This window comes from Mucilaginibacter sp. OK283, from assembly GCF_900110415.1.
Lineage (GTDB): Bacteria > Bacteroidota > Bacteroidia > Sphingobacteriales > Sphingobacteriaceae > Mucilaginibacter.
Genome location: NZ_FODR01000009.1, coordinates 166,527 through 191,809, shown reverse-complemented (window position 1 = coordinate 191,809; position 25,283 = coordinate 166,527). Strand labels below are relative to the sequence as shown.

The window sequence follows — 25,283 nt, the reverse complement described above, 5'->3', positions numbered from 1 at the left end:
GACGCCTGTCAATGCAAAGTGTTACACCTGGTTACGATGCGCGCGGCAATTGTATCATTTTGCGGTATTCTTTAGGGCTGTTGCCTTTTTGCTTCCTGAAAAACTTGTTAAAGTGGCTTTCATCGGTAAAGCCAAACTCATTGGCAATTTCATTCAGGCGCTTATCGCTAAACTGCAGGCGGTGCTCAATTAGTTTGGTTTTGTAATTGATAATGTATTGCTGCAAAGTTTCGCTGGCGTGCTTTTTAAAGTAACGGCCCATATAAGCTTCGGAGATACTAAAGGTATTGCTTATTACATCGGCCTTTAGTTTTTCGGGATAATAGATATTGCTTTGCACGTATTGTAAAATATCCATCGCCTTTTCTTCGGTGCCCATGTTTAACTGCTCTGGCAGGTAGCGGGCAATGTTCCGGGCTACCACGATGATCAGCGTATTTACCAGTTGCTGAATAAGCTCTTTATTGTAAATGTCCTTATTTTCATATTCACGGATAATGGCTTCTACCATTGGCCCTACCAGGCGTTTATCGGGCAGGTTTTTAAGAATGCAGCCTGGCTGGTGATTGGCGTTGTGCAATATGTACTCCAACCGCTGGATATTTTCGTGCAGGAGGCTGCCATTTTTGAGATAGATATCGTTAAAACGCAAAAAGAAAAATTCGGTAGTAGTTTCAATATGCAGCGAATGGCAGTCTTCGGGGGTGATTAAAAACATATGCCCGCCCCGGTAATCAAAGTGATTTTTGTTGATGCATTGCCTGCCGGTGCCGGATATCACATAAATTAATTCAAAAAAGCTATGCTGATGTTCAAACTTTGGGCATTTATCTAATGTTAGATAAGCAATTGAAAACGGTTCGTACAGATTTTCCTTTACCATAAAGCAAAAATACCAAATTATAGTAAACATCTACCAATTTAATTATTTTTATTGGTAGATATTTGCCTTGTCAAAAAAAAGAAAAAATGAAAGCAATAATTTTAAAAGCATTTGGCGGTATAGAAAATTTTGAAGCCGTTAACATACCGGTACCAGCCATCAAGGCCGATGAAGTATTAATAAAGTTAAAATCCATCAGCATAAACCCGGTTGATGCGAAAACCCGGCAGGGAAAGGGCGCAGCAGGTCGTACCAAAATGGAGTTGCCTATAATTTTAGGCTGGGATATCTCGGGCGTAATAACCGAAGCAGGCAGCGAGGTTACCGGCTTTAAGCCCGGCGACGAAGTGTTTGCGATGATTAACTTCCCGGTATTAGGTAAAACCTATACCGAATATGTTGTTGCCAAACCATCTGAGCTGGCGATAAAGCCTGCAAACATAACCCATAACGAGGCCGCCGCAGCCACGCTTGCCGCGCTTACAGCATGGCAGGTTTTAACTACCAAAGTAAAAGTTGAAAAAGGCGATAGGGTGTTAGTTCATGCTGCCGCGGGCGGTGTTGGCCACTACGTGGTACAAATGGCCAAGCATTTGGGGGCCTACGTTATTGGTACATCATCGGCAGCCAATAAGGATTTTGTTTTGTCATTAGGTGCAGATGAGCACATAGATTATAAAACACAAAAAATTGAAGAAGCAGTAAGTGATATTGATTTTATTTTCGATCCGATAGGTGGTGCAAATACCGAACAGTCGCTCCATATCGTAAATAAAGGAGGTGCAGTAATCTGTATCTTACATGCTTTCAACGACGAGTTGCTTCAAAAAGCAAAGGAATTAGGTGTACAGGGCCACAATGTACTGGTTTACCCAAGTGGCGATGATATGAAAATCATAGCGGAACTTTTAGAAAAAGGCATCGTCAAATCGCATGTATCCAAAGTTTTCCAGCTGGAGCAGGTGGGTGAAGCGCATACCTTGCTGGAGAGTGGAAGGGCTGTGGGGAAAGTTGTGGTGGAGATATAAAATAAAGACACTTTTTTTTAAACTTACGAGGTTTTTCAAACTTCGTAAGTTTTTCTGCGTCATCCATTTATTGCCACTTGCTTTCCCTGTTATGGCTGCAAAATATCAAAAATTATATCTTTGATATAAATGCAATACCTTTCCATCGGTCAAAACATCATCCAGGGCATCAAACAAACCAGCTACCTGGAGTGGCTTGGGGCCGTCACCACTATTGCCTGCGTTTACCTGGCGGCGCGGCAAAACATCTGGAACTGGCTGGCCGGCATTATTGCAGTGATAGCCTACATGGTGGTGTTTTTTCAAAGTGGTTTATTTGGCGATGCCTACCTGCAAATCTATTTCCTTGGTACAGGGATTTATGGCTGGTATTTTTGGCTGCGAAAAAAAGAGCGGCAGGAAAAGCCGGTAATTAGCCTTAGCCACAAAGAATATTTATTGGTGCTATTGACCACACTGCTGCTATCGGGACTACTGGGTTTGTATCTTCAGCACTTTACCTCGAGCACGGTGCCCTATATCGATGGCTTTTGCACTTCGGTAAGCTTTATGGCCCAATTGCTGATGACCCGGAAGATTCTGCAAAACTGGGCGCTGTGGGTATTTGTGGATATTTGCTATGTGCCGCTGTACATCTACAAAAACCTGTATGTAACTGCTATTTTATACCTTATCCTGCTCGTTTTAGCCATCATAGGGTATATTGACTGGAACAAAGAATATAAAGCCCAGACCTTAAGTGGAAAGTCTTAAATTCTAAGTCAGGGAAATGGTATTTACATAAAAACAAGCGGGGTGCCTGCCGGGCAAAAAAGGACTTGAGGCTTCCGGCTTAAGACTTTCGGCTTAACTGAATACCATTTCATCATCGGCCCAGCCGTCTAACTCCTGCGGGTTGTGGCTTACTATGATGGTGGTTACATTTAGCTCTTTCAGCAATTCTTTTAATGCTGCTATCAGTTCCGTCTTCATTTTTGCGTCGAGGGCCGAAAAGGGTTCGTCCATTAAAAGCAACCGTGGTTTGGTAGTCAATGCCCGCAATATGGCCAGGCGTTGCTGCTGGCCGCCCGATAGATAATCGGGTTTATGCGTTTCCAGCGATTCTAATTTGCCCAGTAATAACAGGCGGTTTATCCAGTTTTCATCAGCGGTTGCATATTCCAGGTGCTGCCGAACGGTCATGTTGGGGAACAGGGCATACTGCTGGAAAACAAACCCGATATTTCTTTTTTGGGTTGATAGGTTGATATTTGTTTCCGCATTAAACCACGTTTCATGATCTGCTTTGATAGCCCCTTTGTCGGGATTGATAAGCCCTGCTATTACTTTTAAAAATGTTGTTTTGCCCGAGCCTGATGGCCCGTGTATTTTGGTGATGCTGCCCATTGCAAATTGTTTATCAATATGCAATACCTGCTGCCCGTGATAGGCCTTTAGCTTCTTTTCGATATTGATACTGATCATCCTAAAGGGCTTTTGGCTTGATATTTATTAAATACAAAAACAGCTATCACCATCACAAACGTTATGGAAAATAAAATCAGCGAGTAGTTATTGGCCGATGCATAATCCATTTTCTCTACCGAATCATAAACCGCGATGGAGGCTACACGGGTAACGCCGGGAATATTGCCGCCAATCATCAGCACAACTCCAAACTCGCCCAGGGTATGCGCAAAACTAAGTACAATAGCCGTCAATAGCGATGGTTTGATATTGGGCAATAACACACTCTTAAATGTTTGCCAGCTCGATTTGCCCAAGGTATATGAGGCCTCGGCCAGCGCAGCGGGCAACTGTTGCAATGCCGATTTTACCGGGCCAATCATAAAAGGCATGCTATAAATTACCGATGCCAGCACCAGGCCCGGGAATGAAAATACAAACTGCACATCAAAGTTATCATGTAACCATTTGCCTAAACCATATTGCGGGCTAAAAGCCAGCAACAAATAAAACCCCAATACCGATGGCGGCAACACCAGTGGCATAGTGATAATAGCCTCCACAATGATCTTAAAAAACGACCGCCCCCGGGATAGCCACCAGGCAAAAGGCACACCCACAATAAACAACAGCGCCGTGGTAACGCCTGCCAGCTTTAAAGTGAGCCATATTGGGGATAAATCCATCAACAAAAATAGTAGTTATTGCATACGGTAGCCATAGCTTGCAAAAATACTTTTGGCCGCCGGGCTTAATATATACCAGTAAAACTTTTCGGCATCGGGGTTGCCTGCGCCATGTTTTAACAACACCATGCCCTGTAAAATAGGTTTATAGTATTTAGGGGCGATAACTTTGTAGTACAGCACCATTTTAGGGCTAGTCTCTTTTATTAATGATTGGGTGGTAAAACCAACATCGGCCGCACCGGTAGTAATGTAGGTATTTACCTGCGAGATGCTCTCGCCATAAACGGCTTTAGATTTTACCTCGTCTAAAATGCCTTTATATTTTAAAACCTCTTCGGCAGCTTTACCGTAAGGGGCGATGGCCGGGTTGGCTATAGCTATTTTCTTTACCCTCGCAGTTAATAGCAACCGCTCCCAATTCTCAAATCCAATGTTTTGCGAACTACAGATAATAAGGCTGCCCTTAGCGTACACCACTGGTTGTTTGGTAGCAAAGCCTCCCTTATAAAGCGCTTCGGGGAAGTTCATATCAGCCGATAGGAACACATCAAAGGGCGCTCCGTTGCTAATTTGCGCTACCAATTTACCGGATGAACCTACGATGGGTTCAATGCCGATCCCTGTTTTTTGTTTAAAATCCTTTTGCAACACTTCAATAACCGATTGCAGGTTAGCAGCAGCGGCAACCCTCACATTTTGAGCAAAAGCAGGCAACTGCACCATGGTGCAAATGACCATCAGGAAAATTTTAAATGGCTTGCTATTGTATTTTTTATGCTTCATGGGTATCTGTTTTATTTGTTTGGTAAAGGCAGGCGAATTAGCTTTTTTTTGCTTAATGGTGTTGCCAGGCCTCTTAAACACTACAAATATAAGCTTGTTACGCGGTTAATTGATTGATGCCGGCTGCGTTAAAATTCGTAAATGATATGATTGCCCCGGGTGTGGTTTTTATATATGTTCGGCAAGTTTGTTTACTTTATAAAAAAAAACAAAAAGATAGCTTAAAAAGTCATTTAAGCCTGATAAAAATCATATTAAATAACTGTATTATACACCTTTAATAGGATTATAAAAAGAAATATATTATCATTGTACCCGGCCTGACGCTAACCAAATTAAACAGCTTTCGTGCCCGCAAAACCAAGCTGCGGGTACGAAAGATAATTACCCCCTTTACCTGCGTATGTGTAAACTTTTAACGAGATACTTTCCCGCCGTTTTACTATCGTTTTTTTACATTATTACCCCCGCTTCCGCCCAAAATATTGTCCGGCTGGATGACCATGTTAAGCAGCATATATTTGAATACAAACAGGTTTATTATTTTGAAGATACCACCGGCCGCCTGCAGTTTACCGGCGATGGCCTGCCAGCTTTTGATAGCCGTTTTAAAGTAAATCCCGAGCCAACACCTGTTACCAGGAACGTAAATTCTACCTATTGGTACCGCATCAAAATTGGCGGTAACCCTGCTACTAAAAATAGTTGGCTGCTGGAGTTTTTTGATCAAACGATTGATAGTATTACCGTTTATTCGCCGATAGCCGCAAATAAATATACACCCATACTTTTGGGGAGCAGCCGCCCGTTTTCAGAACGGTTTTATCACCATAAAAACTTTAGCCTTAATTTAAATAACCCCGGAACGGGCGACGCGATTTATTACATCCGTATCCGGTCGCACCATTCGGTTAACGTAATTATGGTGTTGCGCACCGTGAGCTGGTTTATCAGTTATGCACTGGATGAATATTTCTTTTTCGGTGTTTTTTATGGGATGATCCTGGTTTTCGGCCTGTATAACCTCATGATGTTTATTGCCATGCGCAAGGTGCAATACTTATATTACATTGCCTACAACATTAGCATTGGCCTTTATGAAATGTGCGCCGATGGCATTGCCTACCAGTACATGTGGCCAAATAACCCGGGCTGGAATCAATATGCTTATGGCATAGCCCTGTTTGCCGCCAGTATATTTGCCGTGTTGTTTACGCAAAGCCTGCTCAATTTAAAAGTGAACGCGCCGCGTTTATACAAAGCTACCAGTTGGGTCATTGCACTGCGCTGTCTTTTTTTTATGGCCTGTATCACCATAAACAATAGCTGGTTTAATTACAAGATCATCGAGTTTATACCGTTACTGCTGGCATTTTACGCTGGCTGTTATACCTGGGCAAAAGGGTACAAACCAGCCCGTTTTTTTGTTATCGGGTATTTGTTTTTACTCACGGGGTTTATCATCAAAAGCTGTATTGCCCTAAACATGTGGTGGCTGCCTGTTACCGAGTTTGATTATTACAGTTTGAGCGTTTGCTTTATTACCGAAATGCTGTTCATCTCCTTTGCTATTGGCGACAAAGTACGCATCCTGAAAAAAGAAAAGGACGATGCCCAGGTGGCTATCATTAAGCAGATGAAGCAGAATGAGGAGCTAAAAGATGTGCTAAACAAACGCCTGGAAGAACAAGTACAGGAACGCACCAGGGAACTGGTTGAAAAATCATCCATGATAGCCGACCAGAACGAGGAGCTACTATCTGTAAACGAATTGTTGCAGCAGCAAGCCGAAGAAATTTCGCGCATGAACGTGCTGCTTGAGAAAGACAACGTTACGTTGCATAACGATATTGAGAAGGTGACTCATGACAGGGTTATGTCGGCAGAGGTTGATTTTGAAGAGTTTAGCAGAATTTACCCCGACAGGGAAACCTGTTTTAAATTCCTGAGTAATTTGAAGTGGGAAAACGGTTATGCCTGCCGCAAGTGTAATAGTACACATTACGGGGGCGGGCACCTGCCGTACAGCCGCCGTTGTTCCAAATGCGGTTACGAAGAATCGGTGATTGCTTATACCATTTTACAAAATACCCGCATCCCCATCAATAAAGCTTTTTACATGATTTTTTTGATGTACTCCACAAAAGGAAAAATTTCGTCACACAAATTATCAGAGATATTATCGATTCGCCAGAGTACCTGCTGGGCGTATAGCACCCGTATTAAAAAGGCCATGGAGGCTCAGAAAAAAGAGATTAAAAACGCCGGCTCAAAGGGCTGGAGTAAGTTGGTGATTGACAATACGGTAGATTAGTTTGGAAACCAAAAGGCGGAAAGCTGAAAAGCGATTAGATCCGGTTCAGGGCAAACGCATCTAAATTGGGTTAACATAACTTAACACATTTCAGATATGTAATTTATAAATACCTGGCAATAAGCAATTTACAATATCACATAGTTAACATTAAAGTGGCGTTTTGCGCAATTTAGCGTATTGATACTTTGTGCCTGTTGTTGGTCAAAACAACACCAAAGCGATCTGGATCTCTTAATCAGGATCAGACTATAAACACCCGGTATCGCTTGATGCTTATATAGTCTTATACCTCATTGGCTTATTCCTTTCGCTATATTAAATAACAGGTCATCGCAGCTAAATCTCCTATAAATACAAAGCCGGCTTAAGCCGGCTTTGTATTTATTAGTTCATCTGCACATCTGAAATTTGCATATCTGCACATCTGCTTACTGTACCTGGAACATGTTGTTAAAGTTTGTGCCATCCGGATAGTAGCCCGAAATTACCAGGTTACCATTGCGCAAATTGGTGATCACCTTATCAATATCGGCTACGCTGTTTATCGGCGATTTATTGATGCTGGTGATGATAGAGCCCACTGGAATTTCGAAGCTATCAAACACCCTGCCTTCGCGCACCTGGGTTACCATAACACCAGAGTTTACATGGAATTTTGCCTTTTGAGCCGGGCTTAATGGCTGAAAGCTTGCTCCAAGCTTGTTAAACAACTCCTCGGCCGATTTTGATACGGCTGCAGTTTTGGTGCCAGTAGGATTGGCGTCTGCTTTAAGCGTTACGGCAAACGTTTTCTCTTTACCATCGCGCAGCACGGTCATGTTTACTTTGTCGCCGGGCTGTAAGCGGCCTACGTGCTCCTGTAGATCAGACGATTCATAAACAGGTACGCCCTCTACTTTTTCAATGATATCCCCTTTTTGGATACCGGCTGCTTGCGCGCCACCGCCCTCAACCAAGTCATTAACATATAAGCCGGTTGTATTGTTGATGTTTAATTTTTGTGCTACATCAGGGTTAAGTTCGGTAAAGCTTACACCAACAAAGCCACGTTTTACGGTGCCATATTTTTTAATATCGTTCAGTACTTTTTTGGCCAGGTTAACCGGGATAGCAAAGCCGTAGCCTTCATATGAGCCGGTATGCGATGCTATCGCGGCGTTAATGCCTATCAGCTCGCCTTTTGTGTTTACAAGGGCTCCGCCGCTGTTACCTGGGTTAATGGCAGCATCTGTTTGGATAAACGATTCAATCGCCTTGTTTAATTTAGGTGTGGTTTGCTGGTTACGGGTACGGCCAAACGGGTTGCTCTCGTCCTGATTGTCTTCGCTGCCAATAATGCCTATGTTGCGGCCTTTGGCGCTGATGATACCAGCTGTAACGGTTGAATTAAGGTTAAAAGGGTTACCTACTGCCAGCACCCATTCGCCTACGCGGGCATCGTCTGAATTGCCTAATTTTACAATAGGAAGGTCGGTTGCACTGATTTTGATCAGGGCAAGGTCGGTGCTTGGGTCGGTACCAATCACTTTAGCCTGGAAGGTGCGGTGATCGTTGGTAGCAACGGTAATTTTATCGGCTTTTTCAACCACATGGTTATTGGTTACAATGTACCCGTCATTAGAGATAATTACGCCCGACCCTGATGCCATTTGCGGGCCCTGCGGGCGTATGCGCTGGCCGAACATATCGCCAAACATCTGCTCAAACTGGTCTTGCCCGCTACTGCCTGATTGGCTGCTATAGGTAGTACGAATGTAAACCACCGCAGGCGTTACAGCAGCAGCAGCCTCGGTAAAATCAAGCGAGCCGGTTGAGGATACCACCGGTGCCGATGGGTTACTGGTAAAATAAACTTTTTGTTTGTCTTCGAAGCTTAGGTTGTCAGAATATTTGTTTTCGATAACCTTGTAAGTGCCTAAAGCCATGGCTCCTCCAACAAAAGCGGTTAATAATGTTAAACCAATCTTTTTCATCTTTATATTTGCCTTTCTTTATTTTGTTTATAATTAACAAATCAAATTTAATACCATATAGACTACATAAGCAACGATAAGTTATCAGGTTTTTTGTTAAAATTTGTTAAAATGATTTTACTTAAACTGTAACCATTGTTGTTAAAGAATTGTTTGGGTTAAGTAGTTGATACTAAATGACATTATTGTGAAGTTACGATTTTATAAATACCAGGGTGCCGGTAACGATTTTATACTGGTGGATAACCGCGAAAATATAGTAGATCATAACAATCCGAAGCTGATTGCCAGCCTTTGCGACCGCCGTTTTGGCATCGGCGGCGATGGTATGATGTTTTTGCAAAACAAGGAGGGCTTTGATTTTGAGATGGTTTATTATAATGCCGACGGCCAGCCCAGCAGCATGTGCGGCAACGGCGGCAGGTGTATTGTAGCCTTTGCAAAATTTTTGGGTGTGATTGACGCCGAAACTGAATTTTTGGCCGTTGACGGGCCGCACCATGCCAAAATTTCAGCCGAAGGCAACTGGGTAAGCCTGCAAATGATAGACGTAAAGGAATTGAAGACCGACCTGGATGCCTATGTGCTCAACACCGGATCGCCGCATTACGTTAAAGTGGTTGATGACCTTGCCCACCGCGATGTTTTTCATGAAGGTAAAGCCATCCGTAACAATGCTACCTACCGCGAAAAAGGCATCAATGTAAATTTTGTTGAACCAACCGATGATGGATACTTTGTGCGCACCTTTGAACGGGGTGTAGAGGACGAAACCTTTGCCTGCGGGACGGGAGTTACAGCTGTAGCGCTTGCCATGGCCAGCCACAACCAGCAAACCGGGCACATTGATACGTCTATAAAAGTATTGGGCGGCAACCTTAACATCCGTTTTAATTATGACGGCAAAGTTTTTACCGATATATTTTTAGAAGGCCCCGCTGTGCAGGTATTTGATGGCGTAGTGGAGATATAATCATTTACTTTTTTAAAATATAAAAGGCCGCGCATTTGTTTGCGCGACCTTAACAGTATTAACTGATATTATATAAAGAACGATACAAATCAATTCGGGTTTTTGATTGGGGCGCTACCGGCGGCCGGCGGGTTTAATACAAATTCGTCAGCAGGAACATCCCAATAATCAAGGAAGTTATAGTTGATAGTTGCATGGGTATTCAGCACGCCGCCTGATGTAAGTACCACGGCATTTTTACGGCCACCGCCTTTTGCTACATCATCTGTAACACCCCATCGGCGAGCATCATAAAATGCGGTGCCCCTAAATACCAAGGCTACCCTTCTTTCTTTTCTCAGTTCCTCTTTTGCGTCAGCAAGACTCAGGCCGGCCCCGGCTACTTTTGCCAAACCTGCTCCCTGATAAGCTCTTACATTATCAATACTGCCAAGCCCTTGTTCTATCTGCCCGGTATTAATTAATGCCTCAGCTTTCATCAATTCATTTTCTTCATAGGTAGATGCTATATAAAGCTCGTAGGCTGCATTTGTTGTATTAGCTAATATAACAGCTCCGTTATTTGGCGATCCCTGTTTGGCGTCAAGCAACTGCCACCTGGAGCTAAATGTAAAACCACCTACCTGATTAAAATACTCATTTACTTTAAAATTATTTGACAAGCGCTTGTCGCCGGTTTTAAAATCCTGGATCAGGCGTTCACTTATTTTAAACGTAGTTGATGAAGGTAGCCCGGAGGCCAGCGAAGCTACCGTACCGCCGGTTGCCGAAAAGAAGCCGTTGTTGTTAGCTGCATTTGTACGGCCGGTAAATACACTTTCGCCAGAATTTACGCCATTATTAACCAGCGTTAAAATAGCGCTCCAATCGGCAGCTGTCATATCGCTCAGCTTTTTATTAGCTAAAATATTACGAGCTTTCAGGGTATTAATACTATGGATAAACATGGCGGGAGTAGGCACCTTGCCTAAACCTACCTGCACAAAATCAGGCAGAAGCTTTGCCATCACCGTTTTATAGTCGTCTGTTTTTGATATGCCGGATAACAAGGTAGCGGCCTGGTCAAGGTCTTTATTTGATTCTGCAATTAGTGCGGCGCTGTTTACGTAAACTGGATTAACCCCATTAACTGTATTGTTCACCAACCCGGCGTAATAAACAGAACCTAATTTAGCATATGCGAAGCCTTTCCACCAATAGGCCCAGGCTTTAATTGTGCTTTTACGGGTAGCGGCATCGCCGGCAAAACTGAGGTTATCTACAAGCGCTAAAACCTGGTTACAGGCATTATTCATGGCATACATATTTGTCCATTCATAATAAAACATGTTTTGGCTTTGTTTATCCCTTGTGTTGTTTATCCGGAGGTTGCTTTTTTGTGGCGATGTATTTGAAATTTTACTCCCATCATCAAGTATCACATAGTCGGGTACGTTTACTATGTTTATATTCTGGTTGGCGGCTTCTGCCGATACGTTATCGGCCAGCAATTCATGAAAACCAATCGGGAGCGAAAAATAGCTGTCGCCCAGCCAGCCATCTCCGTTTACAAAGCCGTTAATATAAACACCGCCCGAAGCCAAAGAAATAACACCAGATTCGGTTTTGGTTTGCTCAAGTGTAGGTGAGTTTGGATTTTTTACATCCAGATCTTTTTTACATGATGACGCGCCAAATAAAGCAGCCATCGTCATTAACGCGTATATATATTTATTTATTTTCATTTCTTTTGTTTTTTAGTTCAATTAAAATCCAAGACTTAAACCAACCTGGTACGATTTAACATTCGGCATTGAACTGTGATCTACACCGCGGTCAAATGCCGAGTTTGAGCCACCTGAGCTGATCTCGGGATCAAAACCGGTATATTTGGTTGAGGTAAACAGGTTGCGGCCGGTAAATGTTAAAATAGCTTTTCTGAAGATTTTTCCTTTGATAAGGCCGCTAAAGTCATAGGCTAACGAAACATTGCGTAATCTCAGGAACGAGGCATCCTCATAAAAATAATCCTTAGTTCCGTTACGGGCACCGTTGCGGGCGCCAAAAAAGTCGGCATAAGCGCTTCGATAATAAGCCGTATAAGCTCCGCTTTGGCCGCCAATAGTTACTGCATTATCATAATCGCCGTTTATACCATCCCGATACATCCACTCTTTGGTTTGGTTATACAAATGACTGCCATGAACCCAATCAAACTGGAAACCGAACGACAGTTTTTTGTAGGAGAACGAGTTAATGAAAGACATGTTGAACTTGGGATTAGGGTCGCCCAGCGGTGACACTTCGTTTTCAAACTGGATTGCTTTCGTCGTTTTGTTAACCACCCTGCCATTGACAACTTCGTAACTACCCAGGTCGGCATCGCTAATATACCTTGCTCCTTCGTGGTTAACGGCAGTTAAGCTGGTTAAAGCCTTAAACCCATATATCTGGCCAATTTTTTGGCCTGCCACCAATGCTTCCTGCGTACTGCCCGCAGCGGTTGTTAAAATAATAGGCGGGCCGTTTATGTTATCGATCTTTGACGTTTCGTTACTAAAATTGGTTGTAAAGCCCCAATTAAAATCGCGCGTTTTTAAAACACTGATATTTAATGAAGCCTGCACGCCATGTGACGAAAGATCAATTGCATTTGTTAATATCTGTGAACTGCCTGTTGATGGTGCTACACTCACATTGTAAATAACATTTGAACCCTTACGGCGCCAGTAAGTTGCACTCAGACTAAAATCGCTTAACCAGTTGCCGTCCATTCCTTTGATAGCTAAATCTGTACCGTACTCGTACTCTTTTGAAACTTCCACATTTAATGCCGGGTTTCTGCCGTTTGCAGGTATCGTGAACACAAGTGCCGAGCCAAGGTTTCCTGTACTTACTGTTGGGTACCTGTCAAATGGACCGGGCTGAATTCCCGCCTCACCATAAGCGGCCCTTAACTTCCACTCCGGAAACAGGGCGCCCAGTTTGCTGTTTTTCCAAAAATCGAATGAGGATACACGCAGGTAGCCATTAACATTAGGAAAAGTAAATGGTTTTGAACCCTCGCCAAAGGCCGATGAATAATCGCTCCTGAAACCGCCGCTTACACCACCATATTCGCCAACATCAATTTTTTGATTTACCACATAACCAAAGGTTACAAATGGCTCGGTGTAATCAGAAGTTACGGCCTGGGTGCTGGTTTGTCCAAAGTTATAAATAGCGTATGACGGCAACCCAATGCCCTGCGTAAAAAATTGTTTGTAATTGTTTTTACGATAATCATATTGTAACAGTGTGCTGGTAGTTATGGGTACGTTGATATGAAAATCTTTTTCAAAATCTGTCCGGATAGTTGCCGATCCATTAAAATTCTGGAAAACTGTGGTATATGTGTTCTTATCCAACTCGCCTCCATAGGCGCCGTAAGTTGCCTTGGTATCTATGGAGTTTTGATTTTCTGTTTGCGATTTATAAAGATAATTGGCTTCCTCGTGGCTGTAGTTAATGCCATATTTAGCATTTAACTCCACAAACTTATTTATCTTATAGTTTGCCTGCAAGTTTTCGAGTACATCAACGCGGTTGTCTATCTTGCTGCCATATTCGGAAAAATAAAATGGATTTGAGCCGTTAACGCTTACAGATCCTGAGTTTAAAGAAAGCGGATAATCGCCTGAAGCCAGCTTCTGGTTCAGGTCATAAAACGGCGAAGCGTTCAGTACCGCGTATAAAGCACCAGAGTTACCATTACCCATAGCAGGGTTAAGCGTGTTTTTATTATATATCAACTGGGTAATATTGCGAATAGTAAACCCCTTGAATAATTCTGTACCCAGGTTAGTTGTTAAGTTGGTACGATCGTTATATCCGTTAGTACGAATATTACTTTGCTGGTGGTTATTTGATATTGTTAGATTGTAGTCGCTTTTATCAGTGCCGCCCGAAATACTGGCATTATAATTTGTGGTATAGGCCGTTCTGAAGAGTTGTTTTAAATGGTCGTAGTACTTAAGGTTGGTACCGTACTGCTGGCGTGCAATGTTCAATGGGTTAGACATTGCCGTTGGATTATTAGCATCAGACTGGTATTGCCATCTTACTCCGGGATATATTCCATCCTCGTTTAAAACTATTTTACTGCCGCTGGTGGTAATAAAGTTGCCAGTGGCATCCGTCAAGAAGCTGCTTAGCTTTGCCTGGTGGACGTCACCGCTATTGATATAATCACTGGCTGTAACCGAACTTGAAATATCAACACGTGCTTTGCCACTCTGACCTTTTTTGGTGAATACCTGTATTACACCATTAGCGCCTTGTGCGCCATAAATGGTTGATGCGGCAGCACCCTGTACAACTTCGAGGTGATCTACCGTAGCCGGGTCAAGTAAGCTGATATCGGTAACTCTGGATTCAACGCCATCAACCAATATCATTGGCGATGTGCCACCCTGTATGGTATTAATACCCCTTAACAGGATGTTTGTTCGTGCCCCCGGCGTACCGTCGACAGCCGAGATTTGTGCGCCCGGAACTTTACCTACCAGGCCCTGGTCGATAGATGCTTGTGGGGTTTGTGCAAGCCCCTTGCCCGATACGGCTTCAACTGCAATTCCCAGTTTGGTTTTACTGGTAGCAACACCAGAACCAGTAACAACAACTTCGCTAAGCAATTTGAAGTCGTTTTTTAACGTCACTGCTACAATGCCATTTTCGGGAATGGTTACTTCCTGGGTTTCGTAGCCAATGAATGTAAATACCAATGTTGTTGCTTTTGCCGAAGTTGACAGGGTGAATTTGCCTGTAGCCGAAGTTTGGGTGCCTGTTTTGTAACCCTTTACTACTACACTTACCCCTGGTATCGGTAAGCCGTCATCTTTGCTTATTACAGTACCTGTAATGGTTCGGTTTTGGGCGTACGCGTATTGGCAAAATAATGCCAATAGTATCCCCATCAAGTTTTTGAGAAAACTTTTTTTCATACTTAAATCAGTTAAATAGTTAATAGTTGTTAAAAAACAAGATAGCTTGTAACATTTGCATTACAAATGAGGGACTAATTTTTAGCAATGAAGTAAAATAGCGGCTAAATCAGGGGCCTATATTATGTTATTTACATTTTTTTGGCGACTTAATTTGAATAAATGCAATAAACAGACACTAACAAAGTGTAAAATGCACACAAAAAGCATCTTTTATTAAACTTTTGTTATTCAAAAGTTAATTCATCAAACAAATTTTAATAAAAACAACTTCGTGTTTTGATTTATTTCGCCAATTATGGTAAAAAATACAAGAAATTTTCAAGAAAATTTGAATATTATTAATTATTCAGTCATTTTATTCGTAATTATTAATAAAATAATAAATAAAAACGAATTTAACGCCTTTATTTATTTGATTTGTGTTTTTATTTGACACTTTATGTATACACTAAGATCGCACGCCATTCCCCGGCCTAAAACATTCGTTTCGCCGCAAATATCAAAGCAAAAATAAAGGCCGGTAGATGGTTAGTCTATCGGCCTTATTAATTCTGATCGAAAAAATTCTATTTACTCCAGTTCCTGCAGGTTTGCGGCGGCGGGTTCATCTAAGAACCACTCCGTTTCGCCAACTATCGAATCTATCAGCTGGGCCGGGTATTCTTCAATATCTTCATCATCCTCCAGTACATGGTGTACGGCAATTGCTTTGCCCTCGCCATAAACCAGGAACGCTATGTAACGCGCATCATTAATCAGCGGCGCGTTCAGCGTGATGCGCCAAACCTGCTGGTCTTCCAGCCAAACTTCTTTTACACCAGGTGTAGTATCGTGCAATACCGGAGTATGCGGAAATAGCGATGCGGTATGCGAGTTATCGCCTAAGCCTAAAAGCACCAGGTCGAAGCTCAGCTCGTCTTCATCAAAAAATGTTGCTATCATGTCCCAATACCTTGCAGCGGCATCGGCAGGTTCAAACGTGGTATCAACCGCAAATATGTTGGCCGGGCTTATCAGCAAAGGATCAAACAGGGCAGTTTTGGCCATCAGGTAGTTACTATCCTTATGGGTTTGGGGCACATTGCGCTCATCACCAAAAAAGAAATAAACTTTTGCCCAGTCAACCTGGTCGGCATAACTGGTTGAAGCAAGCAGCTCATATAATTTTTTAGGCGAGCTGCCTCCCGAAAGCGCTACGGTAAATTTACCCCTCGCGGAGATGGATGCATCGGCTATTTTAACAAAATAATCTGCCAGCGCCATCAGCACTTCATCAGCTGTATTAAAGATATTTAAATTCATATGCTAAGTCTTTAGCCGGAAGTCTAAAGTCCGAAGTCCGAAGTCGCAAGCCCGAGATAAAAGATCTACTTGACTTATGACTTTAGACTTCCGGCTAAAGACTTCAGACTTAATTAATTTTTCTTCCCATTTACCGGTAAAGTGAACCAATTAAAGCCATCGCGTGCAATTAATGCTTCGGCGGCTTCGGGGCCCCATGAGTCGGCAGAATAGTTAGGGAAGTTCAGGCTCTTTTTATGTTGCCAGGTGCTTAGTATCGGCATAACCAGTGCCCATGCCTCTTCTACCTGGTCGCCACGCATAAACAGGGTTTGATCGCCCATCATGGTATCCAGTATCAGGGTTTCATAAGCTTCGGGTGCCTGGTTGGTATAGGTGCCTTTATAATCAAACACCATATCAACCACATTCAACACCATATCAATTCCCGGGCGCTTGGCCTGTACCTGCAACCGGATACTCATCTCGGGCTGAATGCTGATGATGAGTCTGTTTTGCTGCCAGCTTTCGGCTGCTTCGGTAGGGAATATCAAATGCGGAACATCTTTAAACTGGATAGTGATAACCGATGATGACTGGTGCATTCTTTTACCTGTACGTAAATAGAATGGCACTCCCTGCCAGCGCCAGTTATCAATAAAGAATTTGATAGCTGCAAAAGTTTCTGTATTTGACTCAGGATTAACTTTTGGCTCCTCGCGGTAGCCGGCAACTTCTTTTCCTTTCATCCATCCGCTGCCGTATTGGCCCCTAACGGCCGAATTACGTACATCCTCGGGTGTAAACTTACGCATGGCTTTTAGCACATCAACCTTGCGGTCGCGTACTTCATCGGCGCTAAAGCTTACCGGCGGCTCCATGGCAATGTGGCAAAGCAGTTGCAACAGGTGGTTTTGAATCATGTCTCTCATAGCACCCGAACCATCGTAGTAATCGCCGCGCTCTTCAACACCTAACTGCTCGGTAACCGAAATCTGTACGTGCTCAATATAATTACGGTTCCACAGCGGCTCCATAATCGAGTTGGCAAAGCGGAACGCCATGATATTCTGAACGGTTTCTTTACCCAGGTAATGGTCTATACGGTAAATCTGGCACTCGTCAAAAATGCTCTTCAATAACGCATTCAGCTCTTTGGCTGTTTCCAAATCGTGGCCAAATGGTTTCTCGATAATGATACGCACCCGTTTTTTATCTTCGGCCAATTTGGCTTTTGATATGTTGGATGCAATGATTGGGAAAAAGTTTGGTGCTACTGCCAGGTAAAACAATACGTTAGCTTTTGCTTTCCATTCGGCATTGTGTTTTTCAATGCGTTTGCCAAATTCTTTATAGGTTTCAAAATCGTTAGCATCTGATACCTGGTAATAAATGTTTTTTACAAACTCGGCCCATTTTGCTTCGTCGGCTTTGCCGCTGCGCGAAAACTGGTTGATATCGTTATACAGGTTTTCCCTGAACTGTTCGTCGGTTAATTTTGTACGACCGGTACCAATAATTGAAAATTGCTTCGGCATCCACCCATCTAAAAACAGGTTATAGAGTGCCGGGGCAATTTTGCGGGAATTTAAATCGCCCGTGCCACCAAAAATGATGAATATGGTAGGGTCTGATTTTACGCTTGCGCTCATTGTGATCAGCTTTTAATAGTTTATGTTTAGTCTTCGGCTTTAGTCCACTGTGTATGGAAGGTTCCTTCTTTGCCTATCAACTCGTAGGTATGCGCTCCAAAATAATCGCGCTGTGCCTGGGTAAGGTTCGATGGCATTTTTTCGCTGCGGAAAGCATCAAAATAGCTTAAAGCTGATGCATATCCCGGTGCGGCAACTCCAGCGGCAATAGTACCGGCAAGAATTTTACGGATGCCTGGCAGTGTTGCAGTAACCAGTTTTTGAATATCGCTATCCAATAACAGGTGTGGCAATTGTGCATCTTTACTGTAGGCGTTAAAAATATCATTTAAAAATTCTGAACGGATAATACAACCGCCTCTCCAAATCTTGGCAATCTCGCCAAGGTGAAGATCGTACTTATACTCTTCAGATGCTTTTGATAACAGGTGCATGCCCTGTGCGTAAGTAATGATAGATGTGAAGTAAAAAGCCTGCTCCAATGCAACCAGCAGTTCGTCTTTATCTCCTGCCAATTCAACTTCAGATCCGTAAAGGGTTGAGGCTTTTTCGCGCAGTTGTTTGTATTTAGATAAATCGCGCATAGATACCGAAGTATCGATGGTTGGGATAGGGGTAACCAAATCCATAGCCACTTGCGATGTCCATTTACCGGTACCTTTGGCTTTTGCCTCATCTTTAATATCATCCAGTAACAGGTGATCTGTTCCCGGAACTTTATAGGCAAAAATATCCTTGGTAATATCTAACAGGAATGATTGTAAGCGGCCGGCATTCCATTCGGCAAATATTTTTTGGATCGAATCATTATCCAGCTTTAAGCCTTTTCTTAATATCTCATATGTTTCGGCAATTACCTGCATAATACCGTACTCGATACCATTATGCACCATTTTAACAAAGTGGCCGGATGCACCGGGACCAATGTAGGTTACGCATGGTGCGCCATCAACCTTAGCGGCAATGGCTTCAAATATCGGTTTCATTACAGCGTAGGCATCTTTATCGCCACCCGGCATCATGCTTGGGCCGCGGCGGGCGCCTTCTTCGCCACCAGATACACCCATACCAAAAAAGTGCAGGCCAATAGCTTCCAGTTGCTCAACACGGCGGTTGGTATCGGTAAAGTGCGAGTTACCGCCATCAATTAAAATATCGCCTTTCTCCAATAGCGGAGTAAGTTCCTCAATTACGGCGTCTACAATTTTACCGGCAGGTACCAGCATCATAATGGCACGTGGTGTGGTAAGGCTTTGAATAAATTCTTTTACATCGCCAAAGCCTTTTGCGGCCCTATCGCCGGCCTCATCATTTAATGATGATACCTTTGCGGCGTCCTTATCATGCCCGGCTACTGCAAAGCCATGATCGGCCATGTTAAGTAGTAAGCTGCGGCCCATAACGCCTAAGCCTATCATGCCAAAAGCATATTTATCTGTTGTTGCGCTCATGTTATTTGAGGTTTTCTTTTTTAAGGTCTTCTAATATTTTTTTGGTGGTCTCGAAACTTGTATGCTGAAACGAGCGGATGCCCAATTTTTGGGCTGTGGTAACAAACATCATCCTGTCGTCAAAATACACACATTGCTGGGGCGATGCCTGGGCAATACCCATGGCCAGTTGCCATATGCCAGGATCGGGCTTGCGCATTTTTACCTCGCACGATGATACAAACGCGTCGAATGCATCATGTAGTTTAAACTTACGCACGCGGTAATCATTTAGCTCTTTACCCTCGTTATTGAGGGATATAATACGGAAACCGCAATCTTTTTTCCACTCTTTAAGCCAGGCCAGCATACCCGGCAGCTCATAGGAGGTAGAATAAATAAAATCCTTAAAATCTTCCCTTACGAAATCGCGGGGATAGTTAAATATTACCGTATCCAGGTACTCATCTAAAGTGATGCTGCCAATTTCATATACATTGAATATAAAATTGTGCAGGGCGTTTACTTCGGCATAATCAAGGTTAAACCTTTTAGCGGCTTCCTCGCGTGCCTCGTGCCCCCATCCGTTCGACAATAAAATACCTCCTACGTCGAAAAAAAGGATCTTTACGTTTGCGGTTTCCATAAAGCCGTTTAGGCTACTTTACTTTTTTGATCTTCGATAGCCTTCAACAGTTTCTCGAATGGTTTATTGAATTTTTCGATGCCTTCGTCTTCCAATTGCTGGGTGATGGCGTCAAGATCGATACCTAAATCTTTCAGCTTGGCTAAGGTTGCTGTTGCTTCATCTAAACCAGCTTCAAGCGTGTTGGCAGCAATACCATGATCACGGAAAGCTTCAACAGTTTCTAATGGAACGGTATCCACAGTATCCGGGCCAATTAAAGCCTCAACGTATTTGGTATCTTTAAAAGCAGGGTTTTTGCTGCCTGTGCTTGCCCAAAGTAAACGCTGTGGCTGTGCGCCTTGTGCGGCCAGTTTTTTCCACCTTTCGGTGCTGAACACCCTTTTGTAAATTTCGTATGCTTTTTTAGCCGATGCGATAGCAACTTCACCTTGCAGGTCTTTAGCGCCTTTTGCTTCCAACAGCGGATCAACAATAACATCAATGCGGCTTAAAAAGAAGCTGGCAACTGATGATATGTGCGCAATTTTATGGCCGGCAGCTAAATGCTCCTCTAAACCAGAAATATAAGCCTCGGTTACTTCTTCGTAACGCTCCAAACCAAAAAGCAGGGTAACGTTAATGTTGATGCCTTTTGCAATGGATTGCTGGATAGCAGCCAAACCCGGTTTAGTGCCAGGGATTTTGATCATTACGTTTTCACGGTCAACTTTTTTCCAAAGTTCTTCGGCTTGTTTGGCGGTGCCTTCGGTATCTAAAGCTAAAAACGGAGAAACTTCCAGGCTAACATATCCGTCAACTTTGTTCGATTCGTCATACACGCCTTTAAACAGGGCAGTAGCTTGCTGAATATCGCTTATGGCCAAACCAAAAAATATCTCTTCGTTATCTTCGGTGGTTGCCGAAAGCTCCCTGATATCATTATCATAATCAGAGCTGCCGGTTATTGCTTTTTCAAAAATAGCCGGGTTTGAAGTTACGCCTCTTACACCATCTTCGTCAATTAGTTTTTGCAGTTTTCCGGATGCGATGATTTCGCGATCGATGAAATCAAGCCAGATACTCTGTCCGAAATCATGTATCTGTTTTACATTGTTGGTTGCCATATTGGTCGGTTTTTAATATTATATTTTTATTGGATTGAATTTTGAATTTGCGAATGCCTATGAACTTAATAGATATTTCCTGCAAATGTATTCGTTTGATCCGTTTTGTAAAGTTCTTTGTTAATATTCTATTTATTGTAAGCTAAATATCATCATTCGGTTACACCAGCGTAACAATGTTAATTATTGGATGCTACCAAAATTTCCAGGTTGTACCCCATAAATAATCCGCTCTCGATAACGCCGGTAATCCCTTTTATATCCTTTTCGAGGCTTAACGGTACTTCATCAAAACGGCAATCCAAAACCAGGTTATTGTTTTCCGATATAATTGGACCATCCTTGCCTTTGGCCGGCCTGATCACTATGCTGTTGGCTCCCAGTTTTTCCAGTTCCGCTTCCACATGCAGCAAAGCCTGCGGAAATACCTCTATAGGGATAGGGAAGTTGGTACCAATCTTATCCACTATTTTGGAGTCATCTACAATGATGTAGTTAACGGCGCTGGATGCTATCAGCAGTTTCTCCTTAAACATCGCTCCTCCACGTCCTTTAATCAGGCTGTTGTTTGGGTCAACCTCGTCGGCACCATCAAACAGCCAGTCGGGCTTGTGTTCAAACAAAGTAGTAAGCGGGATACCCAATTTGGTACAAAACATCGAGATCTCCAGCGATGTAGGGATAGCTAAAACGTTTAACTTCTCGGCCTTGATCCTATCTGCAATAGCCAACAAAGCCATGTACACCGTAGAACCCGAACCAACGCCCAGTACATCGCCATCCTTTACCTTAGCGGCAATTTGTTGCGCTACCTTTTGCTTGCCCGCGGCATTAATGATCTCTGACGACCACGCAAGGTTTTTAATTAAACTACTATCCCAATTCATTTTTGAGTATCAAGTATTTAGTATCAAGTATCAAGACCGCTTCAGGTAGAAACGACAGTTAGTATCAAGCGGCAAAAAAAATCTTGATACTTGATACTAACTACTTGCTACTATAACAAAGCTTTCGCTCTCTTAATCACGTTATCAACTGTAAAACCAAAATGCTTGTACAGATCATCGGCCGGGGCAGATTCGCCAAAGGTGGTCATGCCCAGCATATCGCCTTCGTCGGTGGTGTATTTGTGCCAGCCCATTGGGGATGCCATTTCAACAGCCAAACGTTTGCGGTACGCTTTAGGGAATACCAACTCTTTGTAAGCTGCATCCTGTTTTTCAAATAATTCCCATGATGGCATACTTACCACGCGGGTTGATATGCCTTCTGCTTCCAGTTTTACCTGCGCATCCATAATCAAGGCAACTTCCGATCCTGTTGCAATTAATATCAGGTCGGGATTTTTGCTGGCTTCGGATAGGATGTAAGCACCTTTCTCCAGGTTTTCTGCTTTACCGTATTTATCCTGATCGAGGATAGGTAAGCCCTGGCGGGTAAATACCAATATAGTAGGGCCATCTTTTTTCTGGATAGCCACACGCCACGCATGCGCGCTTTCGTTGGCATCGGCCGGGCGGATGGTGGTTACGTTGGGAATAGAGCGCAGCGAGGCCAATTGTTCAACCGGCTGGTGGGTTGTGCCATCCTCGCCTAAGCCTATACTATCGTGGGTGTAAACAAATATCGGGCTCACTTTCATAATGGCAGCCAAACGGATTGGCGGGCGCATATATTCAGAGAACATCAAAAAGGTTGCGCCAAAAGGCAGTACACCTTTGGTTAAAGCCATACCATTTAATGCCGAACCCATGGCATGCTCGCGGATACCAAAGTGGAAGTTACGGCCACTCCTGTTTTCGGATGTGAACGAATCAAAACCCTTCAGGTTGGTTTCTGTTGACGGGGCCAAATCTGCCGCGCCGCCTATTAAGTTAGGCAGGCTTGCCGCAATGGCGTTTAATACTTTACCAGATGCCTGGCGGGTAGCCATTTTAGGATCAGATCCTTTAAATACCGGCAGTTTATCAAGCCAGCCTTCGGGCAAATCACCCTTAAACGCGGTTTCATATTCGGCGGCTAATTCTGGATATTCTTTTTTATAATCGGCAAATAGCTTGTTCCATTTTTCTTCGGATGCACCACCGCGTGCTCCTTTATCATGGTAGTATTTCAACACATCATCAGGCACGTTGAATGATTTATCCGGATCGAAGCCAAAAAACTCTTTAACCAGTTTAATTTCATCGGCACCAAGCGGTGCACCGTGCGAACCTGCAGTACCCGATTTATTAGGGCTGCCATAAGCGATTAATGAACGCACACGGATCAAGGATGGTTTTTGCGCTTCGGCTTTAGCATTAACTAAAGCAAGCTCTAAAGCATGGGTATCGTTAACGTCCGGCAAATCCTGTACATGCCAGCCGTATGAACGGAAACGCGCGGTTACATCTTCGTTAAAAGTGATATCGGTAGCACCCTCTATCGAAATGTGGTTATCATCGTATAAATAGATAATGTTACCTAACTCCAGGTGTCCGGCCAATGATGCGGCTTCAGAAGTTACGCCTTCCATCATATCGCCATCGCTTACTATAGCGTAAACGTGGTAGTTAAAAAGATCGTAACCTGGTTTGTTGTAGCGTGCTGCCAGGTGTTTTTGCGCAATGGCAAAGCCAACACCATTTGCAAAACCCTGGCCAAGCGGGCCGGTAGTAACATCAATACCAGGGGCCAAACCGTACTCCGGGTGACCGGCAGTTTTGCTATTCAGCTGGCGAAAGTTTTTGATATCGTCTAAACTTAAATCATACCCTGTTAAATACAAAAAGCTGTACTGTAACATACATGCATGACCGCATGAAAGTATAAACCTGTCGCGGTTTGCCCAATCCGGGTTTTTAGGGTTGTAGTTTAAAAATTGCGACCATAAAACGTGGCCCATAGGTGCAAGTGCCATGGCTGTGCCGGGGTGGCCCGAATTTGCTTTTTGCACTGCATCTGCCGATAAGATCCGTACGGTATCTATTGCTAATTTTTCTATGTCCTGTGTGTTTTCCATTATCTTTTTGGGTATTGTATGTTATGTTGTTGGGGTTGCTATAGCGCGTTTGGTTTTACTGTCGTCGTCATTTAACCATAACCGCGCCCCGCCTTTAATGCCATCGGCATTGGTTACAATTTTCATGTTTTTATCCAGTTTAAACGTTAACTCGTCAGAGTTGCCGCCGCCTATATATAAAGTATCGTAATTGAATACGGTTTTTAAAATCTCAAAAACCTTTTGTATGCGCTTGTTCCATCTTTCTTTGCCAAATTTTTCAAGCGCTTTTTCGCCAATATATTGGTCATAAGTTTTGCCGGTTTTAATGGGCAGGTGTGCCAGTTCAAAATGGGGCAGCAGGTGGCCATCCATAAGCAAAGCGGTGCCAAAACCGGTGCCCAGGGTAATTACCATTTCAAGGCCTTTGCCTTTAACCACGCCCAAACCCTGCATGTCGGCATCATTTACTACCTGCGTAGGTTTGCCTAATAAATCGGTTAGTTTTTTGGCCAGGTCAAAATCTGCCCAGAGTTTAGTGCTTAAATTAGGCGCTGTTTTAACAACCCCGTTTTTTACATAACCAGGAAAGCCCACCGAAATTCTATCATAACCGGGGAATTTTTTTACCAGCGTCTGGACAGCCTTAATCACGTTTTCGGGGCTGGCCGGCGCCGGCGTAGCTATCTTATCGTAATCCATTTTAAGTTCGCCCTTGATGTTTAAAATTGTGGCTTTAATATGTGAGCCCCCAATATCGATTGAAAGAATTTTTAACTGGGATGGAGTGTTTTTCATCAGTGTTGTTTGTTTTTAAGTTTTGATGATGCCATCATTGGCTGTAAAATTAATATCGCATTTAATGATGGCCCATCTTTATTGAATTTAGCTACCAAGCGTTAAGCCGGAAGTATTTAGCGGAATGCCCAACTCCAAGTTTGCTTGTTTCTTTACTTACAAATTTCGACTCAAGGCTAACCGTCAATTTAACAACTTAGCGCGTAAATATCACATTTTTAATAATAATTGATTGTTAAATGTGTAATTAACGCAAGTGTAACTAATACAATAACTAATAAACATTATAAAAGTAAAGTTAGTATTGCTTTTTACTTTTCAAACAGAAACCTAA

At 43.1% G+C, this 25,283-nt stretch carries 19 protein-coding genes; 4 read left to right on the top strand and 15 right to left on the bottom strand.

Going from position 1 to position 25,283, the window contains the following annotated elements:
- Positions 1–31 precede the first annotated feature (31 nt).
- The gene (locus BMX56_RS20350; protein WP_090651511.1) at positions 32–883 is read right to left on the bottom strand and encodes a helix-turn-helix domain-containing protein; all 852 of its coding nucleotides are present in this window, start codon (positions 881–883) and stop codon (positions 32–34) included.
- An 86-nt stretch (positions 884–969) separates the two neighbouring features.
- On the opposite strand from BMX56_RS20350, the gene BMX56_RS20345 reads away from it, so the two are divergent.
- Together BMX56_RS20345 and pnuC are read left to right on the top strand one after the other, a co-directional pair.
- Entirely contained in the window at positions 970–1,911 is a 942-nt protein-coding gene (locus BMX56_RS20345; RefSeq protein WP_090651510.1) for an NADP-dependent oxidoreductase, read from the top strand.
- 129 nt (positions 1,912–2,040) lie between these two features.
- The gene (gene pnuC / locus BMX56_RS20340) at positions 2,041–2,664 is read left to right on the top strand and encodes a nicotinamide riboside transporter PnuC (RefSeq protein ID WP_090651509.1); all 624 of its coding nucleotides are present in this window, start codon (positions 2,041–2,043) and stop codon (positions 2,662–2,664) included.
- Between the two features lie 93 nt (positions 2,665–2,757).
- Here the strand turns inward: pnuC and BMX56_RS20335 are convergent, their stop codons facing one another.
- The 3 genes from BMX56_RS20335 to modA are packed head-to-tail and all read right to left on the bottom strand — an operon-like array spanning position 2,758 to position 4,829.
- Complete coding sequence (locus tag BMX56_RS20335; RefSeq protein ID WP_090651508.1) at positions 2,758–3,375, bottom strand: ATP-binding cassette domain-containing protein; 618 nt, start codon at positions 3,373–3,375, stop codon at positions 2,758–2,760.
- The gene (gene modB, locus BMX56_RS20330) at positions 3,372–4,043 is read right to left on the bottom strand and encodes a molybdate ABC transporter permease subunit (RefSeq protein WP_090651507.1); all 672 of its coding nucleotides are present in this window, start codon (positions 4,041–4,043) and stop codon (positions 3,372–3,374) included. The genes BMX56_RS20335 and modB overlap by 4 nt, the downstream gene beginning before the upstream one ends.
- Positions 4,044–4,058: 15 nt before the next feature.
- The gene (gene modA / locus BMX56_RS20325; RefSeq protein WP_090651647.1) at positions 4,059–4,829 is read right to left on the bottom strand and encodes a molybdate ABC transporter substrate-binding protein; all 771 of its coding nucleotides are present in this window, start codon (positions 4,827–4,829) and stop codon (positions 4,059–4,061) included.
- A gap of 403 nt (positions 4,830–5,232) precedes the next feature.
- Here modA and BMX56_RS20320 point away from each other — a divergent pair, with 403 nt between their 5' ends.
- Positions 5,233–7,143, top strand: a complete 1,911-nt coding sequence (locus BMX56_RS20320) for a 7TM diverse intracellular signaling domain-containing protein (protein WP_090651506.1) — start codon at positions 5,233–5,235, stop codon at positions 7,141–7,143.
- A gap of 431 nt (positions 7,144–7,574) precedes the next feature.
- Here the strand turns inward: BMX56_RS20320 and BMX56_RS20315 are convergent, their stop codons facing one another.
- A complete protein-coding gene (locus tag BMX56_RS20315) occupies positions 7,575–9,119 on the bottom strand; it encodes a Do family serine endopeptidase (RefSeq protein ID WP_090651505.1) in 1,545 nt (514 codons plus the stop codon).
- A 187-nt stretch (positions 9,120–9,306) separates the two neighbouring features.
- On the opposite strand from BMX56_RS20315, the gene dapF reads away from it, so the two are divergent.
- Positions 9,307–10,092, top strand: a complete 786-nt coding sequence (dapF, locus tag BMX56_RS20310; RefSeq protein ID WP_177183873.1) for a diaminopimelate epimerase — start codon at positions 9,307–9,309, stop codon at positions 10,090–10,092.
- Between the two features lie 89 nt (positions 10,093–10,181).
- On the opposite strand, the gene BMX56_RS20305 is transcribed toward dapF, so the two are convergent.
- The 10 genes from BMX56_RS20305 to BMX56_RS20260 all read right to left on the bottom strand — a co-directional run bounded on the left by BMX56_RS20305 (position 10,182) and on the right by BMX56_RS20260 (position 24,949).
- The gene (locus BMX56_RS20305) at positions 10,182–11,816 is read right to left on the bottom strand and encodes a RagB/SusD family nutrient uptake outer membrane protein (RefSeq protein ID WP_090651504.1); all 1,635 of its coding nucleotides are present in this window, start codon (positions 11,814–11,816) and stop codon (positions 10,182–10,184) included.
- A gap of 21 nt (positions 11,817–11,837) precedes the next feature.
- A complete protein-coding gene (locus BMX56_RS20300) occupies positions 11,838–15,053 on the bottom strand; it encodes a SusC/RagA family TonB-linked outer membrane protein (protein WP_090651503.1) in 3,216 nt (1,071 codons plus the stop codon).
- A 573-nt stretch (positions 15,054–15,626) separates the two neighbouring features.
- The gene (pgl, locus tag BMX56_RS20295) at positions 15,627–16,358 is read right to left on the bottom strand and encodes a 6-phosphogluconolactonase (protein WP_090651502.1); all 732 of its coding nucleotides are present in this window, start codon (positions 16,356–16,358) and stop codon (positions 15,627–15,629) included.
- Positions 16,359–16,471: 113 nt separating this feature from the next.
- Positions 16,472–17,989, bottom strand: a complete 1,518-nt coding sequence (gene zwf / locus BMX56_RS20290) for a glucose-6-phosphate dehydrogenase (RefSeq protein ID WP_090651501.1) — start codon at positions 17,987–17,989, stop codon at positions 16,472–16,474.
- Between the two features lie 26 nt (positions 17,990–18,015).
- Positions 18,016–19,440 (bottom strand): NADP-dependent phosphogluconate dehydrogenase, encoded by a 1,425-nt coding sequence (gndA, locus tag BMX56_RS20285; protein ID WP_090651500.1) that lies wholly within the window; start codon positions 19,438–19,440, stop codon positions 18,016–18,018.
- Between the two features lies 1 nt (position 19,441).
- Positions 19,442–20,065 carry an HAD family hydrolase gene (locus BMX56_RS20280; protein ID WP_090651499.1) on the bottom strand — a complete coding sequence of 208 codons (624 nt, stop codon included), beginning with the start codon at positions 20,063–20,065 and terminating at the stop codon, positions 19,442–19,444.
- A gap of 8 nt (positions 20,066–20,073) precedes the next feature.
- Complete coding sequence (gene tal, locus BMX56_RS20275; protein WP_090651498.1) at positions 20,074–21,171, bottom strand: transaldolase; 1,098 nt, start codon at positions 21,169–21,171, stop codon at positions 20,074–20,076.
- A gap of 179 nt (positions 21,172–21,350) precedes the next feature.
- Complete coding sequence (gene rpiA / locus BMX56_RS20270) at positions 21,351–22,058, bottom strand: ribose 5-phosphate isomerase A (protein ID WP_090651497.1); 708 nt, start codon at positions 22,056–22,058, stop codon at positions 21,351–21,353.
- A gap of 110 nt (positions 22,059–22,168) precedes the next feature.
- Positions 22,169–24,172, bottom strand: coding sequence for a transketolase (gene tkt / locus BMX56_RS20265; RefSeq protein ID WP_177183872.1), 2,004 nt, complete (start codon positions 24,170–24,172; stop codon positions 22,169–22,171).
- Positions 24,173–24,193: 21 nt separating this feature from the next.
- A complete protein-coding gene (locus BMX56_RS20260; RefSeq protein WP_090651495.1) occupies positions 24,194–24,949 on the bottom strand; it encodes an ROK family protein in 756 nt (251 codons plus the stop codon).
- Positions 24,950–25,283: the final 334 nt, after the last annotated feature.